This is a genomic window from Vibrio sp. 1CM8B, from assembly GCF_023161685.1.
Taxonomy (GTDB): Bacteria; Pseudomonadota; Gammaproteobacteria; order Enterobacterales; family Vibrionaceae; genus Vibrio; species Vibrio coralliirubri.
This window is the reverse complement of the sequence record NZ_JALNTU010000007.1, coordinates 150,190-165,359: the sequence shown is the minus strand read 5'-3', so window position 1 is coordinate 165,359 and position 15,170 is coordinate 150,190. Positions and strand designations below refer to the sequence as shown.

The following is a 15,170-nucleotide window of genomic DNA, read 5'->3' as shown; positions in this document are numbered from 1 at the left end:
ACGTCTACTGGCCGCTATGCTTAACCTTTCAAATAACGGTTCATCAAATGCTGTTTAAAGTGCTCAGCATTGAGCGTTTCACCCGTTGCGCCTTTCACCAAATCATCGGTGTTAAGCAGGCTACCTTTACTCCAAATGTTCGACTCTAACCAAGTGAAGATAGGCGATAGGTCACCACTTTCAATCACAGCGTTCACATCCACCGTTTGCTTCATTGAAGCCATGAACTGAGCCGCGTACATCGCGCCTAGTGTGTAAGATGGGAAGTAGCCGAATGCGCCATCTGTCCAGTGGATATCTTGCATACAGCCATTTGTGAAGTTGCCTTGAGTGCTTAAACCAAGGTAAGACTGCATCTTAGTGTTCCAAAGTTCTGGGACATCAGTGTGTTTGATTTTGCCGTTGATCAAGTCACGTTCAATTTCGTAACGTAAGATAACGTGCGCTGGGTAGGTCAGCTCATCGGCATCAACACGGATGAAGTCTTTCTTCACGCGAGTGTAGATCTTCTGGAAGTTATCTTTCTCAAATTCTGAACCTGAGAACTGTTGTCCTGCTAGGTTGGCTAAGTGTCCGATGAATGGATCGCTGCGGCCAACTTGCATCTCGAAGAACAAAGATTGAGACTCATGGATACCCATAGAGCGTGCTTCGCCCGCCGGTTGGCCTGCTAGGTGTTTTGGTAAGCCTTGTTCGTAACGTGCGTGCCCTGTTTCATGCACAATGCCCATTAAGCTTTGAACGAATTCCGCTTCGTCGTAGCGCGTTGTGATACGCACGTCTGAAGGCACGCCGCCACAGAATGGGTGAACACTTTCATCCAATCGGCCGTGTTCAAAATCGAACTGAAGCAGCTTCATGACTTCTAAACCCAGTGCTTTCTGTTTCTCAGTCGAGTAGATACCGGATGGCGCGCTAAATTGCTCGCTCGATTGCTTTTCGATCACTTCGTCAATCAGGCTTGGTAGCCATGTTTTAACGTCTGCAAATAAGACATCCAGTGAAGCAGAGCTAGTACCCGGTTCATAGATATCCAGCATCGCATCATAAGGGGTTAGGTTAGCGGCATCGGCGCGGATTTGTGCTTCTTCACGTGATAGCTCAACCACTTCACGCCAGTTCTTTTCAAAACCAACCCAGTCGTTTTCTCCACGTTGGCTACGCCAAGCATGCTCACACTTTGAACCCGCTAGAGATTTCGCTTCAACCAGTTTTTCTGGAAGTAGGTTAGCTTGCTGCCATTGGCGTTTTATTTCACGTAGAGACGACTGTTGATCGTTGTTCAGTGCTTCGTTTTCGGCGTCTGCAATCCAGTCACCAAGCTGTGGTTGTGTCATTAGGCCGTGAATATGAACAGATAGCTCGGCCATTGCTTCACTGCGAGCTTGGTTACCGCCAGCTGGCATCATGGAAGCTTGGTCCCAACCACAAATAGAGGCTAGGTGTTGAAAGCGTGAACATTTTTGAGAGTGTTCGACTAGTTTTGTGAATGCGCTCATTTGACTACTCTTAATTTGGTTTCTGTAAATGATCCTTAGGACAGCATCAGCGTTAAGGTTCATCTCTCATGTATTTTGATTATGGCTCACTTTTAAAAGACGCTTACCTTCGGAGTCGAAGATATAGCGAGAAAAGCATGAGGCGGTACGATGCCTTGAATTTACTATTTCTTAACAAATTAAACTGTTCTATTGTGCACAAAATCAGTGAGTTGTATAGCTGGTGGCAATTGTTGCTTGCGAATTGTTCAGATACACGGTATTGATGATGGATCGCTGAACAAGAATGACAATGATATGGATATTTTGAACTTTGAGGCATTTCTAATTGCCATCACTATTTTAACGCTAACGCCGGGCTTAGATACGGCTTTGGTGATTCGTAATACCAGCCGCTCTGGCTTAGCTGACGGTTGTATGACGAGCTTTGGTATTTGTAGCGGCTTGTATGTGCACGCGTTTTTCTCTGCTGTGGGTATTTCTGCAATTCTCGCCCAGTCTGCTGAACTCTTCCAAGCCGTTAAGATGGTGGGTGCGGTTTACCTAATCTGGCTTGGCTTAAGTAGTTTGCGAGCTTTGATGAAAAACGGTGGTGGTTTGAAGGTCGGTGAACAAGCTCAGCAGGCTTACAGTGCTAAGCGTTCTTTGCGTGAAGGCTTTCTGTCTAATGTTCTTAACCCAAAAACGGCGGTTTTCTATTTGGCTTTTCTGCCTCAATTTGTAAACCCTGAAGGCTCGCCTTTATTGCAATCTATGTTGATGGCTTCAGTCCACTTTGTGATTGCGATGGTGTGGCAATGTGGTTTAGCTGGTGCTCTTAATTCCGCTAAAAATTTGCTCAAGAACGCGAGTTTTATGAAGTGGATGGAAGGCGTGACTGGTATGGTGCTGGTGGGGCTGGGCGTTAAGCTTCTGATGGAAGAACCTGTGTAGTTCACTGTTTTTTAATAGAACATATGAAAGCCCACGACGTGTCGTGGGCTTTTGCGTTTTATTGCTTGTAGATTTGTGCCGCGCTTATTAAACAACGAAGTTCTTCACAGCGTAGTTATTTGCAGCCTAATTATTGACGGTGTAGCTATTCCACGACACTGATGTTCATCTCAGCACCTTCGAAACCTAAGTCACTCAACTCATCAGCATTGAAGTTGGTAGTGACTTCAATATCGCCAATGCGCTCAGTCGTTTCGTTGACGGAATCAGTGCTTCTTTTGCTGCGTAGATTGTTGGCAATCGGTGTTGCTTGGCCAATCTCAATGGTGCCTGCAAATTGAGAGTCTGCGTAGAAATCACCCGATACGTAAGAGTGGAAGGGACGTAAGCTTCCGCCTGTTGCGTATTGCATGCTAGATAAGCCCGCTTCTTTAATTGCCCAGCCCCAGTCCCACCATTTGGTTTCACCTGGAATGTATCGGTGATCCCATTGGTAGCGAATGTCAGCAGATTTATCACTGCCGCGACCCATAGTGAAGGTGTGGGTTTTGTAAGGGCGATTGTCTGGATGTGTATGCCATGCGTTGCCACCCCAACGTAGGAAGCCGTTAAACTCAACATCGTAGCTAATGTCGGCGTTGAATCGATACGGGTAGGAGATGCTTGAACGATACAGCTCGACTCGAATCGGAAGCTCTGAGTTTGCTGGAACCATTGGGCGCGCTTGAAGTGTTACTTGCTCGCTAGTGGAGCCACCGTTGGATTTAGAGAAGCTTTGGTTGGCTTCGAACTTAATGGTGAGCTTAGTTTCGCCAACAAGAGGCCACTTAAACGTATTCTCTGTTTGAACACTTTGTGAGAATCCGTAGCTGTTCGTTTTCGACCAGTTTGTTGATTCATCTACTTTCAGGTCGACAACCACTTGTTGCGCGATATTACTGTTGTTTCTTGCTGTCGCGTAAACGGTCTTCACTAGTTCACGGTCAGATTCAACAACATCGCCATGCCAAAAATTGTCGTCGTTAACGGTGTAGGCAAAGTTGTCGACGGTGATTTTGGTTTTCTCCCCACAGCGATAACCACTACAAGAACCACCATTGTTTCCTTGTATCACCCAGCTGTCGCCAGAGCGGTTGATCGTCATGTCTTCACCCACGTACTGACTATTATTGCCGCCAACCCATGCGTAACCAAGGTTGTGAGCTAAATAGCTTAACGGACGAACAAAGTCGTTACGGTTATTGACCAACTCGTATTGAACATCCAACTCGCTGCCTTCTGGAACCGATTTAGCAGAGTAGTTTGGAATTTCAGACTGGTCATTGTTCGGATAGCAGAACGTTTTGCCGTTGGTTGTGTCTTGTTTAATAAGGCCGTTGTATCCCGGGCCCATTATCACCCAGTTTCCTTTTAAGCCTGTGATCTGCCAAGTGCCCATTCTAGCCAGTAAAGCACTCTTTTGCTCTTCCGCTTCAAAACGGTCTAACGGGCGATAGCCAGAGCGACATACATCGTCACCAAGTTGGTCATGGACTATTTGGTCTGGGTAAATTTTTGCGTTTACGCCAGTAGATAGAACAGACAACACTGCGGTTGCTAAGAGACTTCTGTTTATTCGGATCATTAACAATTCCCTCATTTGTAGTTTTTCTATTTTGATAATGTTTTTTGTGCCGTGCAGTTAACAAGACAAGTTCACTTTTTCATGTTGATAAATAGATAGATACTGAAAAGGGTTGAATTAAATTACCCTTTTAATTCAATGGTTTGTATTGTCTCAATTGTTTGTTCGGTGAAAGAGGCTGTAACTAAAAAGAAAATGTTTGATAGGGCTCAAACCGTTTTTAGAAAAATGAGGCGTTATGACTGACACATTAACGTCAAATAGTTTTTGACGTGGTCAATCGCGAGCGAAATGAATGGTTAAGTACGAGAGGCGATATATTATTCACATCGTTTTTATTTGATGTAAATGTCAACAGTAAAGCGATAAATGAGACTTGGATGTTTAAATTTAATCCAGTGTTTTAAACGTTCGATTAATTGAATGCTCAAAATGCAAGAGATGTTTACTGATGCAGTAATAAATATAACCATTCGTTTTTTATGTGTAATATTCAGAACGGTGTTAATTAAAATGGAATGAATTCAGCTGGTGGCCAAACGGCGATAAATTATCGTTTAGCCAAAAGTTGAGTTCTTCCTGTATTACATGTTCGAATGATGGCAAATAGATCATTTGAACTTAATATATCAACCTTCAATGTTAAAGGGTCATTGTTGATAAGTAGGTAGGGCGACAATAAGTTGTCATTCATCGTTTTATTTATTTTTTGCACGGAGACTAAGTCGATAGTGCCAGCTATTGAAAAGAATAGGGATTGAGAAGGGCCAGCCTCACCTCTGAATCGTAGAACAATCGGGTCGGGCATGTTGTCATCTTGGACGGACATTAGGTGCAGAACTTTGTTATCACTTATTTTGGTGAGCCCATCGGTTCGTAATACATTTCCATCTAATACAAGATCTACCACGCTATGTTGATAACGGTGCTCTTCTTGGGGCGGAGAAGAAGGGATACTCCATATGCCAATCAATAACGCTAGCGAGGAAAACAGAGCTACAAATGGCATCATAATTGGCCTCTCTTTAGGAATAATTTTATCTCTTCACTCGCTCGATCTAACTGCGTGGCTGTGTAAAAGATATTGATGGACTGACGTGTTGTCTTGTTGAGCATGGAGAGTTCTGAATAGCCTGGCTCATCGCTGATGTAGGCTACGCAATCGCATTGGTATTTGTAGAGAATAGCCTCGAGTTCTGGGCTCAAGGACATCTCTGTTTCTTGAAAAACTTGTACCTGCCCAACCCATTGTTCATTAAGTCGGTTAAAGGGGGCGATATCACCAAGGCTTTTATCGTGAACCTTAGCAAAAGCCAACAGTGCCGAGGACAACAGCAAACAGCCCGTTATGAAGTAACACAGTCTGTTTTTGTATAAGCTGACCTGAGAATAGGCAAGTGAAGTCGATTTGGATTCAGGTGTATCGTTGCTCGCAATAGAGGCTGCAATACTACTATGACCGAGTGGAACTTTGTCACTCACAGGAGTGAGAGGAACAGTGGTTTCGCTTTGTGGTTGCGAGTCAATAAAGACGCATTCATCAATTAGGCGGTAACCGACCTTTGGCACCGTGACGATGGGTGTTTCTCTGATACCAAGCTTAACGAACCCTTGGCGAAGTAAGCTGATACACTTCGCAAGTGACGTATCCCCAATGAACTCGCTTCCCCATGCGAAGCTAATAATATCTTGTTTGTTCACAATCTCAGGTGAGTTTTTGAGTAATAACTCTAAAACGCGAGTCTCACGATATCCTATCTTAATAGAACGTTCGTCGTTATAAATACGGTTTTTAATCGGGTCGAATCTGATCATATAGCCAACGTTTTATTTTTATTATAATTCTCTCAACAATTTAGATGACTATAAACTGACTATTATATGAATTAAAGTCACATGTTTTATTCTGGTGTGTTTTTGAGTGGTCATAACAAAAGCGTTCTTTATTTGTTTATGAAAGAAACTCTGCCATTTAGTCACAATCTGTTAAATATAAGTAACATCTAATTAAGTGTTGATTTTATTAGCGAGCTTTTAATTAGATAGTTTTGGTTCAATCTTTACCAATAAATTAATTAGAACACTGGTCTAATTAAAATCTTATTTTATTTGTGGATATACGATAGTAATAATTCAATCAGTTTAAGTATCGAAGGGATATAAAAAAGCCCGCATTTGAATGCGGGCTTTGGTTCAATCAATTCTGATTATGCTTTAACAGCTTCACAATCTTTTGAAGACGTTAAAGGTTTGAAGAACAGCTTAGTTTCTTCGATAACAACATGGCGTAGTAAGATAAGGCCGATTAGGTTTGGAATTGCCATCAGGCCGTTGACGATATCTGCCAATATCCAGATCATGTCGAGCTTCAAGAATGCACCAGAAGCCACCAACGCAATGAAGATGATCTTGTAAGGTAAGACTGCTTTAGTACCCAGCAAGAAAACAACACAGCGCTCGCCGTAGTAGTTCCAGCCTAAAATCGTAGTAAACGCAAAGAAGATTAGGCCAACTGAAACCAGCATAGGGCCAAGCGTGTCTGCATTCAGACCAACAGCAAATGCATGAGTGGTCATCGCAGCACCAGAAAGGTCAGTCTGCCAAGCGCCTGTTAAGATAAGTGCCAAACCTGTCATCGTACAAATGATGATGGTATCGAAGAAGGTACCAGTCATAGAGACAAGGCCTTGTTTCACGCATGAATCTGTTTTTGCAGCCGCCGCAGCCATTGGTGCGCTACCTAAACCAGATTCATTAGAGAATACACCACGAGCAATACCAGATTGGATAGCAAGCATGATGCTCGCACCAAAGAAACCGCCTGTTGCCGCAGTATTTGTAAACGCAGAGGTAACAACAAGGGTAATGGCATTCAGTAGTTGGTCTGCATTTGAAATCAGAACGCTTAAACACGCGACGACGTACATCACCGCCATAGTAGGAACAACTTTCCCTGCTACTTTAGCGATAGATTGGATACCACCAAGGGTTACCACCGCCACCAATATCGTAAGCACGACAGCAGACATCTCACGAGAAGCGCCAAATGAGATTTCAGTTGCATCTAAGATAGCGTTAACTTGTGGGAAGGTACCAATACCGAAGCAGGCAACACCCAAAGCGAACACAGCGAACATCACCGCCAATATTCTTGAGCCAACACCGTATTGAAGATAGTACATAGGGCCGCCAACCATTTCGCCATTGCTATCGGTTCTGCGGTATTTAACAGCAAGTAGACATTCTGCGTATTTGGTCGCCATGCCAAATACAGCGGCAAGCCACATCCAGAACAGGGCACCAGGGCCACCAATCTTGATTGCGGTCGCTACACCAACGATGTTACCTGTACCAATGGTCGCTGAAAGTGCAGTACACAAAGCGGCAAAACTTGATACGTCACCCGTACCAGATTTGTCTTTGCTGAACACCATTTTTAGTGCGGTTGGGAGGTGTCTAAACTGGAGTAAGCCTAAGCGAAAAGTAAAGTAGATACCTGTACCCACTAGCAGAATAAGCAGTGGTGGTCCCCAAACGAATTGGTTGATGGTTTGTAGTGTAGCTTGTAGGTGGTTCATAGATTCCCCTTAATAAATCAAAAATTTAAGGAGAAGAGGGAAGGCAGTGCAGATCGCAGGGATCGGGAGCACTACTTAATACATACGGATTTCTAGATAGAATTCTTTTGTTAATTAAGGCTGTTGCTTTCCACTCCTCTGTCCTTTTGCCTGAGAGTTTCACTTAGCGAATCACTTATAGATAAGTAACGGGCACTAAGCTTGCTCCTTCGGCGACCGCTTGCTACAAAAAAGTAGTACGGTTCTCTCCAGAGGTTCCTCCAACGACAGTCCTCACTTTTCTGGATTTCTCCAGCATAAAGCACCTGAAAGATTTACTTCTTCGGCGGGTCAATCTAACTAAATGTTAATATTTAGTTAAAAACCACTCTCCTGCAGTCTTCATCGGAACAATTACCTAAATAATTAGGTAATCTGTAGGCGTATCCTAGATCATATAAAATGTGATGTCAGCTACAAAATATCTGTTTGCACAAATGTTGTTCAACTAAATGATCAAACAACGAGTCTCTGACGTAACTTGCTTATTTAAATGGTATAAAATAGAGAAACAAGGAGGAGTTATGACTCGACTAATAGCGATTGTTTTTTTATTGGCTTTGGCATTTGTACTATTTCGTTACCGGACAAACGAAAAACTGCAAAAATGGGTAGTGATAGTTATCGTTAGCAGCTTCCTTTTGTATACTGCCAGCTTGATGATTTCGGAGTTAACTCGTTAAACCTGCCTGTGAACTGGTGGGATGAATGTGTTAGCAGAGCTTAAGTGCTTCTGGCTTGAGCGATAGGTTTAACTGAGCCTACACTATCAGTATTGGCATTCGTGTCAGTGACCGCGTAACGTTAAACAAATTTTTGGGAGTACCCGCTAGTGAACCAGCAATCTGGACAAAGCGAACAAGGTGAAGTGGTTGTTATTGAAGAACGCGATAAGCGCAGTCAGCTCTATATCGGCATTGCTGCGGTTATAGGTTTAGCACTGGGTGGCTTAATTGGTTCTACAGTTACGGCTTCTAAGTGGGAGTCCACTTATCAGGTACTCGAAACTCGTTATCAAGAACTGCATGACAGCAGAGCACAGTTGATGACATCCGTTGAAACTAAAGTGGCAAAAGTTGATACCGAAATCGATGCGAAAGTAGAAGCCGCTCTAGTGAAACAAACGGAAGAGCATCAAAAAGAACTCCAAGAATTAGCGAAACAATCTTCGGTTTTAGAGAAGGCGAACTACTCGTTAGAGCAACAGCTAAATGAACAGAAGCAAACGTTAGAGCAAACTCAGCAAGACAACCAGAAACTTAATCGTCAAGCTGACATGCAATCGACGTTGTTTGAGCGTTCGCGTGAAGTTTTCCGAAAAGAATTACAGATTTCTCAAGAACTTGAAAAACTTGAGAAAGAAAGAGATCAACTCGAGCAGAACCTTGGTTCTCTTAAGAAAGCGTGTGATGTTTACTTAGATGGCACATCATGGGATGCGAAATCTGACGCGTGTGAGAAGCAAGATAACGCTAACTCTCGACTGAGCGATATCAGACAGATGATTGAAGTGCACACCATGGATCTCAAGCAGATCAAAACGCTCACTGAAGAGATGGGTCTATAAGCTGAAGGTTTTACCAACCTAGCGTTAATTTTGCAGTAAATATTGAAACGCCCACATCACACGTGATGTGGGCGTTTTGCGTTTTCTTGAGAGCGTAGAGTCGATTCTTTTTCACTATTACTAACTCGCATTTGGACTGCTTTGACTACAGGGATGGAGTGATGCAAGAGTATCTTTGCGAGCACTGCACCATAGCTTATTGTTTCGATGATTGTCGTTCGCCACTAGTGCAAAAAGAGATAATCGAAGTAGAAGAATTGGTTCGTCGTATCGACGTTGAACACGATAGTGAAAAGAGTAAGCAAGGCATTGAGGATAGATGCTAGTCTAACAATTCAAACATAAAAAATCCCTACGAGCTAAACCATGAGCCAGTAGGGATTTTAGATTAATTGCAGTACTGTTCTCGCTTTCTCAAGCAAAGGGTATTACAAAAAATTTTTAGAACAGTGTTATTCGACAATAAATTATTGACGAGTCACTATTTTTCGTAGGTTTTGATTTCACCTGATTTTACACGAGCAACGAACGATTGCAGTTCCTTCTTCACAACTGGCATCAAGAAGTATAGGCCAAGGATGTTAAAGATAGACATAGCAAAGATAGCCGCGTCAGAGAAGTCGATTACCGCGCCAAACTGAATCGTGGCACCAATAACAACAAACACACAAAACATCACTTTGAAAATCAGTTCCGTTGTTTTGCCTTCACCAAATAGGTAAGTCCACGCCTTAAGGCCGTAGTACGACCAAGAGATCATTGTCGAAAACGCAAACATGATTACCGCAAGAGCGAGTGTGTATTTAAATACTTCTGCAGTTTCAGTAAATGATGCTGCAGTAAGTGTTACACCCGTTAAACCAGAACCATCGAATGGACCTACATTTAAGCCAGCGATAGTGATAACCAATGCTGTCATTGTACAAATGACTACTGTATCAACGAACGGTTCTAATAGTGATACTAGACCTTCGGTGATTGGCTCTTTTGTTTTAACCGCTGAGTGAGCGATAGCTGCTGAACCTACACCTGCTTCGTTCGAGAACGTTGCACGCTTCAAGCCTTGAATTAATGCACCAATGAATCCACCAACGACACCTTCACCAGTAAATGCACCTGTAAAGATTGCACTGAACGCAGGACCAACTTGATCAAGGTTAGAACCGATAACAATCAGAGCCATACCGATATACAGAGCTGCCATCCAAGGAACAACTTTTTCCGTTACCGATGCGATAGAAGGCATACCACCAACAATCACAGAGAAAACTAAAGCGGCGAGTACAAGGCCAGTGATCACACCGTACTCACTTGGTACATCAAATGCGTAAGTTAACATGGCGTGTGCTTGGTTAGCTTGGAACATGTTACCGCCGCCCAATGCGCCTAAAATACACATTAATGCAAAACCAATAGCGAGCACTTTACCTAGTCCGCCTAAACCTCTTTCACCAAGACCTTGGCTTAGGTAGTACATTGGACCACCTGAAACAACGCCTGAAGGTAGGATAGTTCGGTATTTCACACCTAAGGTACACTCACAGAACTTAGAAGCCATACCAAGAAGGCCACACAAGATCATCCAGAATGTCGCGCCAGGACCACCAATGGCGAGTGCAGCACCTACACCTGCGATGTTACCAAGACCGACGGTTCCAGAAAGGGCAGTAGCTAAAGCTTGAAAATGGGAAACTTCGCCGTCTTCTTTTGAGTTAGGGTCTGTGTACTTGCCTCTAATGATATCTACAGCCATACCGACTCGCTTAAATTGGACGAAGCCAAAGTAAACAGTAAAGATCAACGCAGCGAGTAATAACCAGCCAACAATAATAGGGAAGTTGGCTTCGCCAACCGGTACACTTTTAAATATGAGTCCAACGAACCATCCTGTGTAGTCGTTGAAAAATCCATCAACACTTTTGCTTAAGTTACTGATAGCTTGATTAAATGATCCTTCTTCTGCAAATGCACTGGAACTAAACAATAATATAAACCCAAAAAATAATTCTCTTATGTTTTTCATGGTTTTCCCTGTCTTTTTATTAATTTATGTTTGCTTATGTTGTGTTTGTCTTATATTTCAATAGCTTATTTATTTCTTCGATAGCGACAAAATGCTCTGTAGCCAAGTCGAAATGCGAGATAAATATCACTACTAATCACGTTTTATATGGAGATCCTTTTGGCACGTGAACCAATAAGACTATGATATTCGGCTTACCACGTCTTATTGATAACCCTATACATAAAATTAATACCGTCAAAGAAATTTTTACAATAAATTTACAATAATTCGTGTTTTGTCGTCTTTTGGGTATAAGTCGATGATTTTTGAGTTTGAAAAGGCATATAGATTGGCGGTTAAATTGATAGCTAAAATAGATGAGCTTTGATGTAACGCTTGTTTTTGGGAGGTTTTGAAAAGTCTCTTACAAGGGAAGGAGCAAGTCGGAGGTATTAAAAAAGCCCTTTATCAGAGCTTTTTATGTTTGCGATGAGCTAAACCACTCAAAGGCTATTATCGGTAGTGCGGTTAACGATGCTTTTGCTCGACTTGTGGTAGAGCTTCAGTGCAAGCAACGACCCCCAAAGTACAACTTGTCCCCATAACAGCGTCCATTGAGATGCGACCTCTTGCCACGAAGCGCCCATCTGATTCAGGGCTAAGAAACCTTGGATAGCAGGTGTGCTTGGAAACAGTTGTGATAACAGTACTAACCATTCAGGCATCATTTCAATCGGCCAGATAAAACCTGAAGAGAAGATCAGTGGCATTGAACTGATTAACACCACAACCGTGACTAACTCTCTTCGTGGCACTAACTCACCGATAAAAATGCCAATCAAACAGCTGGCCAATAAGAAGGGCAGTAACAAGGTTAAAATCTGTGAGATTGAGGCGAGTAGGTTAATCCCGTACATCGAAAAGCTGGCGCCGAAGTAGTACATCGATAATAAGTAGTAGATCCCTACTAAGGTGCAACAGCGAGCAAGGATTAGTTTGGTTGGATGAACTCTGCACCAATAGCCGAATGTGGATTGAGCATTTTGCGTTGCACCAACCAACCCTGATGCCATGGCTAGGGTTTGCTGAAGGATCAATACAAAGACAGCGGGAACGACGTAATCGATGTATCCCATTCGACTATTGAAAGTAGGTTTTAAATTTAAGCTAAATGCGCTGTAGCCTTTGGCTGCGGATTCTAAAGGCACACCTTCGACTAACAAGTGACGGACCTTTACTTCTGCAGCTAACGTACCTCCTGCTTTGGCAAGCCCTTCAACAATGGTTCCGTAGACCAAGAAGTAAGAAGCATCACCAGCGTAAGAAAGTGTCGGGCTTTTACCGAGCAGCAAGTCTTTATAGAAATCTTCTGGAATGACGAGGAATCCGCCAATCTCTTGGTTAAGCACGGCTTGTTTAGCATCGGCGATGGTGGAGTCTCGACGGACTAATTCGATTTGAGAGGTGGCATCCACCATTCGTTCTAATTGGTAGCTGCTTTGACTCTTATCCAAGTTCACAACCGAGGCTTTCAGCTGTTGAGGAACTTGGTTCGCGTAAGGCAATGGATACAAGAATGAATAGAAGACCACACCACCAAATACCGTAAGAAGCACGACAGGGTTGCGCAATACCGCTAGGAGTTCTTGCTTGAGCAGTTGAGTAAAGCTCATCGTTTTACTCCTTGTTGTGCTGATGCTTCTGGCTGTGTTGACGGCGTTGTTTTTGCTGATAGACCTGCTTTTGTAGATAGATCCGCTTGTGCAGTTAGAGCTGATTGCGCCAAGTGTTTCTTAATTAACAACATCACCACCAAAGCAGGAACCGCGTACCACAACATGGAAGAGAGGCTGATCAAAGACTGTGCGGCGCTCACACCATAACTAGACTGCGCCGTTTGTACTTCGATGTAATGACTCACAGGCAATAAGCTTCTCCAAATTTGCGCTGCCGTGTTCATGTCTGTGACCGGAAAGGTAATACCCATGAACGCAAAACTTGGTGCCGTAAATGCGCCAGCGAAACTCATCGCCCTTGCAGGATCAAGTGTTAAGAAGAAAAACAAACAACCCATGATGATACAGCTGATGACGGTAAGCAGTTGGGCAATGGCCAATGCCACAAAGCTGCCGTTAAATGGCCAGTCTAAGAGCACATAAAACCAAAAGCTAAACGCGATACCAAACATCAAAAACAAGACAAGGTAGGGCGTTAATGTTGATGCGAGTGACTTCATAGGGGCGTTGGATAACCAAGCGTGAAGGCCGCGAGCTCTCACGTTTGCCGTCAAAACCAATATCGTGCCCACCACAATCATGATCTGCCACAGTGCAGGAATAACCGCAGACACCAAGAACTGAGCATAACTGGTGTTCTTGTTGAACAGTGGTGTGATCTGGCTTTGCACTGTTACTGCTTGGCCTAATGCGGATTGCACCGTGGTATCACCGTGTGACAGCTGTTTCACGACTTCAAGTTGCGCGTTAAAAGTCCCTTGAGCCTGCAGCAACGCAGAGTTCACCAGCTTACCGATTAGGATAAATTGGCTGTTATAGAACACAGACACTTGCGGATTCAAGCCGAGCAGAAGGTCTCGGTCGAAGTGCCTTGGTATCACAACATAACCATAGATATCGCGTTCGATCATCGCTTTCGCCGCATCACTCGCAGAGCTGTATTTTTGAGTGACCTTCAGGGTAGGTGAGGCATCGACTAAGCGAGTAAACTGCTGCGAAATTTGGCTGTGTTCTAGGTCAACCACTGCAACAGGCAAATCACGGGCGATGCCTTGTGAGAAGATCAGCCAGATACTTGCAGCAAGCAGCAAGGGTATCCAAGTTAAGCAAGATAGCAGCCACTTGTCTTTACGCACAATAGCCCACTGTCTAAGCAAATTGCTTGTCGCTTTGTGATGCTCTGGTAAGTGAGAATTAGCAGACATACGTCACCTAAAGCTCAACCACTAGGCTCATGCCCATACGCAGTGTTTCGCTCGTATCGACAGGGTGCGCTTCTACTTCAAAAGTACGTAAGTCAAAGCCTTGTGCTGCGTCTGTTGAACGCCAAGTTGCGAAATCACCCATTACGGCGATGTGTGTGACTTGGAAAGTTAATGATTTATCCAGAGCTGGTAGGTATGCCTCAAACTGACTGCCTTTCTCAAAGTGCTTAAGCATATCTTCACGCACATTGAGCACGGCCCAAGCATCCTTGGTGTCGATGACAGTCACAACAGGGAAGCCTTGTGGTGCGAGTTCACCGCTGCTCAATAGAACTTGAGACACTTCGCCATTAAACCAGCTGTGGACCTGTGTGTCTTTTGCGTAAGCTTCAACTTCCGCCACTGCCCCTGCCGCCATTAACGCTTTTTGAGCGGCAGCCACTTTGGTTTCGTCACGAGCTCCTTCTTGCGCCAATTGATACATTTGGAACGCAGCACTTTCGGTGTACTTCGCTGCTTGCCATTGAGTTTTGGCTTCATCGCGTTTTTGCTCGGCAACGACACCATCGTTGTAAAGGTTGTTTACACGTTGGTAGGTTTTGTCCATCAGATCGGCAGCTGCTTTCGCTTTCAACCATTGGTCTTTAGCCGCTTGGATTTGCTGAGTACGTGCGCCATTCTCTGCTTCTTGTGCCAATGCACCAGCGGCTTTCTGACCGGCTTTTGCTTGTTCTAATTTCGCATCAATCTCTGGGCTAAGAAGAGAAAAGATCAATTCGCCTTTTTCAACTGAATCGCCTTTACGCACGAATATTTCATCAATTCTGCCAGGTACTTTCGATGAGATGCTGTATTGCTGCGCATCGATTTGACCTTGAAGCTTAACAGGCTGAGGTTGATAAGCTTGGTAAAAACTGTATCCGACCCAGCCAATAATGCCGATACCAACTATAGATAGAAGAAGGGGCTTAATAGGTTTCATGA

At 43.7% G+C, this 15,170-nt stretch carries 12 protein-coding genes and 1 riboswitch; of the genes, 3 read left to right on the top strand and 9 right to left on the bottom strand.

What is annotated here, in order from left to right; all coding sequences use genetic code 11:
- Nucleotides 1–20: 20 nt before the first annotated feature.
- Complete coding sequence (locus MSG36_RS15550) at nt 21–1,499, bottom strand: carboxypeptidase M32 (RefSeq protein WP_248368655.1); 1,479 nt, start codon at nt 1,497–1,499, stop codon at nt 21–23.
- Between the two features lie 297 nt (nt 1,500–1,796).
- Here MSG36_RS15550 and MSG36_RS15545 point away from each other — a divergent pair, with 297 nt between their 5' ends.
- A complete protein-coding gene (locus MSG36_RS15545; RefSeq protein ID WP_050650625.1) occupies nt 1,797–2,432 on the top strand; it encodes a LysE family translocator in 636 nt (211 codons plus the stop codon).
- Between the two features lie 145 nt (nt 2,433–2,577).
- Here MSG36_RS15545 and MSG36_RS15540 read toward each other — a convergent pair whose 3' ends face one another.
- The 4 genes from MSG36_RS15540 to MSG36_RS15525 form a co-directional block, all read right to left on the bottom strand.
- A complete protein-coding gene (locus tag MSG36_RS15540) occupies nt 2,578–4,056 on the bottom strand; it encodes an aerolysin family beta-barrel pore-forming toxin (RefSeq protein WP_050650624.1) in 1,479 nt (492 codons plus the stop codon).
- A 550-nt stretch (nt 4,057–4,606) separates the two neighbouring features.
- Nucleotides 4,607–5,068, bottom strand: coding sequence for a hypothetical protein (locus MSG36_RS15535; RefSeq protein ID WP_048669389.1), 462 nt, complete (start codon nt 5,066–5,068; stop codon nt 4,607–4,609).
- Entirely contained in the window at nt 5,065–5,871 is an 807-nt protein-coding gene (locus tag MSG36_RS15530; RefSeq protein ID WP_102479689.1) for a winged helix-turn-helix domain-containing protein, read from the bottom strand. Before MSG36_RS15530 ends, MSG36_RS15535 begins: the two co-directional genes overlap by 4 nt.
- Nucleotides 5,872–6,263: 392 nt before the next feature.
- Nucleotides 6,264–7,634: a sodium:alanine symporter family protein gene (locus MSG36_RS15525; RefSeq protein ID WP_048659467.1), complete on the bottom strand. Its 1,371-nt coding sequence runs from the start codon at nt 7,632–7,634 to the stop codon at nt 6,264–6,266.
- 128 nt (nt 7,635–7,762) lie between these two features.
- Nucleotides 7,763–7,896: riboswitch (glycine riboswitch) on the bottom strand.
- 609 nt (nt 7,897–8,505) lie between these two features.
- Between MSG36_RS15525 and MSG36_RS15520 the strand changes: the two genes are divergently transcribed.
- On the top strand, nt 8,506–9,240 hold the full coding sequence (locus tag MSG36_RS15520) for a chromosome partitioning protein ParA (RefSeq protein ID WP_050650622.1): 735 nt from the start codon (nt 8,506–8,508) through the stop codon (nt 9,238–9,240).
- A gap of 161 nt (nt 9,241–9,401) precedes the next feature.
- Entirely contained in the window at nt 9,402–9,566 is a 165-nt protein-coding gene (locus tag MSG36_RS15515) for a hypothetical protein (protein WP_248368654.1), read from the top strand.
- Between the two features lie 155 nt (nt 9,567–9,721).
- On the opposite strand, the gene MSG36_RS15510 is transcribed toward MSG36_RS15515, so the two are convergent.
- The 4 genes from MSG36_RS15510 to MSG36_RS15495 all read right to left on the bottom strand — a co-directional run bounded on the left by MSG36_RS15510 (nt 9,722) and on the right by MSG36_RS15495 (nt 15,168).
- Nucleotides 9,722–11,263 carry an alanine/glycine:cation symporter family protein gene (locus MSG36_RS15510; RefSeq protein WP_050650621.1) on the bottom strand — a complete coding sequence of 514 codons (1,542 nt, stop codon included), beginning with the start codon at nt 11,261–11,263 and terminating at the stop codon, nt 9,722–9,724.
- Between the two features lie 485 nt (nt 11,264–11,748).
- Nucleotides 11,749–12,918 carry an ABC transporter permease gene (locus MSG36_RS15505; protein WP_050650620.1) on the bottom strand — a complete coding sequence of 390 codons (1,170 nt, stop codon included), beginning with the start codon at nt 12,916–12,918 and terminating at the stop codon, nt 11,749–11,751.
- Entirely contained in the window at nt 12,915–14,186 is a 1,272-nt protein-coding gene (locus tag MSG36_RS15500) for an ABC transporter permease (RefSeq protein ID WP_050650619.1), read from the bottom strand. Before MSG36_RS15500 ends, MSG36_RS15505 begins: the two co-directional genes overlap by 4 nt.
- Nucleotides 14,187–14,193: 7 nt before the next feature.
- Nucleotides 14,194–15,168: an efflux RND transporter periplasmic adaptor subunit gene (locus MSG36_RS15495; protein ID WP_050650618.1), complete on the bottom strand. Its 975-nt coding sequence runs from the start codon at nt 15,166–15,168 to the stop codon at nt 14,194–14,196.
- Nucleotides 15,169–15,170 lie beyond the last annotated feature (2 nt).

Excerpts from the sequence above, each read along its gene's own strand:
- MSG36_RS15550 (WP_248368655.1), bottom strand. The coding sequence starts at position 1,499 with ATGAGCGCATTCACAAAACTAGTCGAACACTCTCAAAAATGTTCACGC.
- MSG36_RS15515 (WP_248368654.1), top strand. The coding sequence starts at position 9,402 with ATGCAAGAGTATCTTTGCGAGCACTGCACCATAGCTTATTGTTTCGAT.
- MSG36_RS15540 (WP_050650624.1), bottom strand. The coding sequence starts at position 4,056 with ATGATCCGAATAAACAGAAGTCTCTTAGCAACCGCAGTGTTGTCTGTT.
- MSG36_RS15525 (WP_048659467.1), bottom strand. The coding sequence starts at position 7,634 with ATGAACCACCTACAAGCTACACTACAAACCATCAACCAATTCGTTTGG.
- MSG36_RS15510 (WP_050650621.1), bottom strand. The coding sequence starts at position 11,263 with ATGAAAAACATAAGAGAATTATTTTTTGGGTTTATATTATTGTTTAGT.
- MSG36_RS15535 (WP_048669389.1), bottom strand. The coding sequence starts at position 5,068 with ATGATGCCATTTGTAGCTCTGTTTTCCTCGCTAGCGTTATTGATTGGC.
- MSG36_RS15505 (WP_050650620.1), bottom strand. The coding sequence starts at position 12,918 with ATGAGCTTTACTCAACTGCTCAAGCAAGAACTCCTAGCGGTATTGCGC.
- MSG36_RS15500 (WP_050650619.1), bottom strand. The coding sequence starts at position 14,186 with ATGTCTGCTAATTCTCACTTACCAGAGCATCACAAAGCGACAAGCAAT.
- MSG36_RS15495 (WP_050650618.1), bottom strand. The coding sequence starts at position 15,168 with ATGAAACCTATTAAGCCCCTTCTTCTATCTATAGTTGGTATCGGCATT.
- MSG36_RS15545 (WP_050650625.1), top strand. The coding sequence starts at position 1,797 with ATGGATATTTTGAACTTTGAGGCATTTCTAATTGCCATCACTATTTTA.
- MSG36_RS15530 (WP_102479689.1), bottom strand. The coding sequence starts at position 5,871 with ATGATCAGATTCGACCCGATTAAAAACCGTATTTATAACGACGAACGT.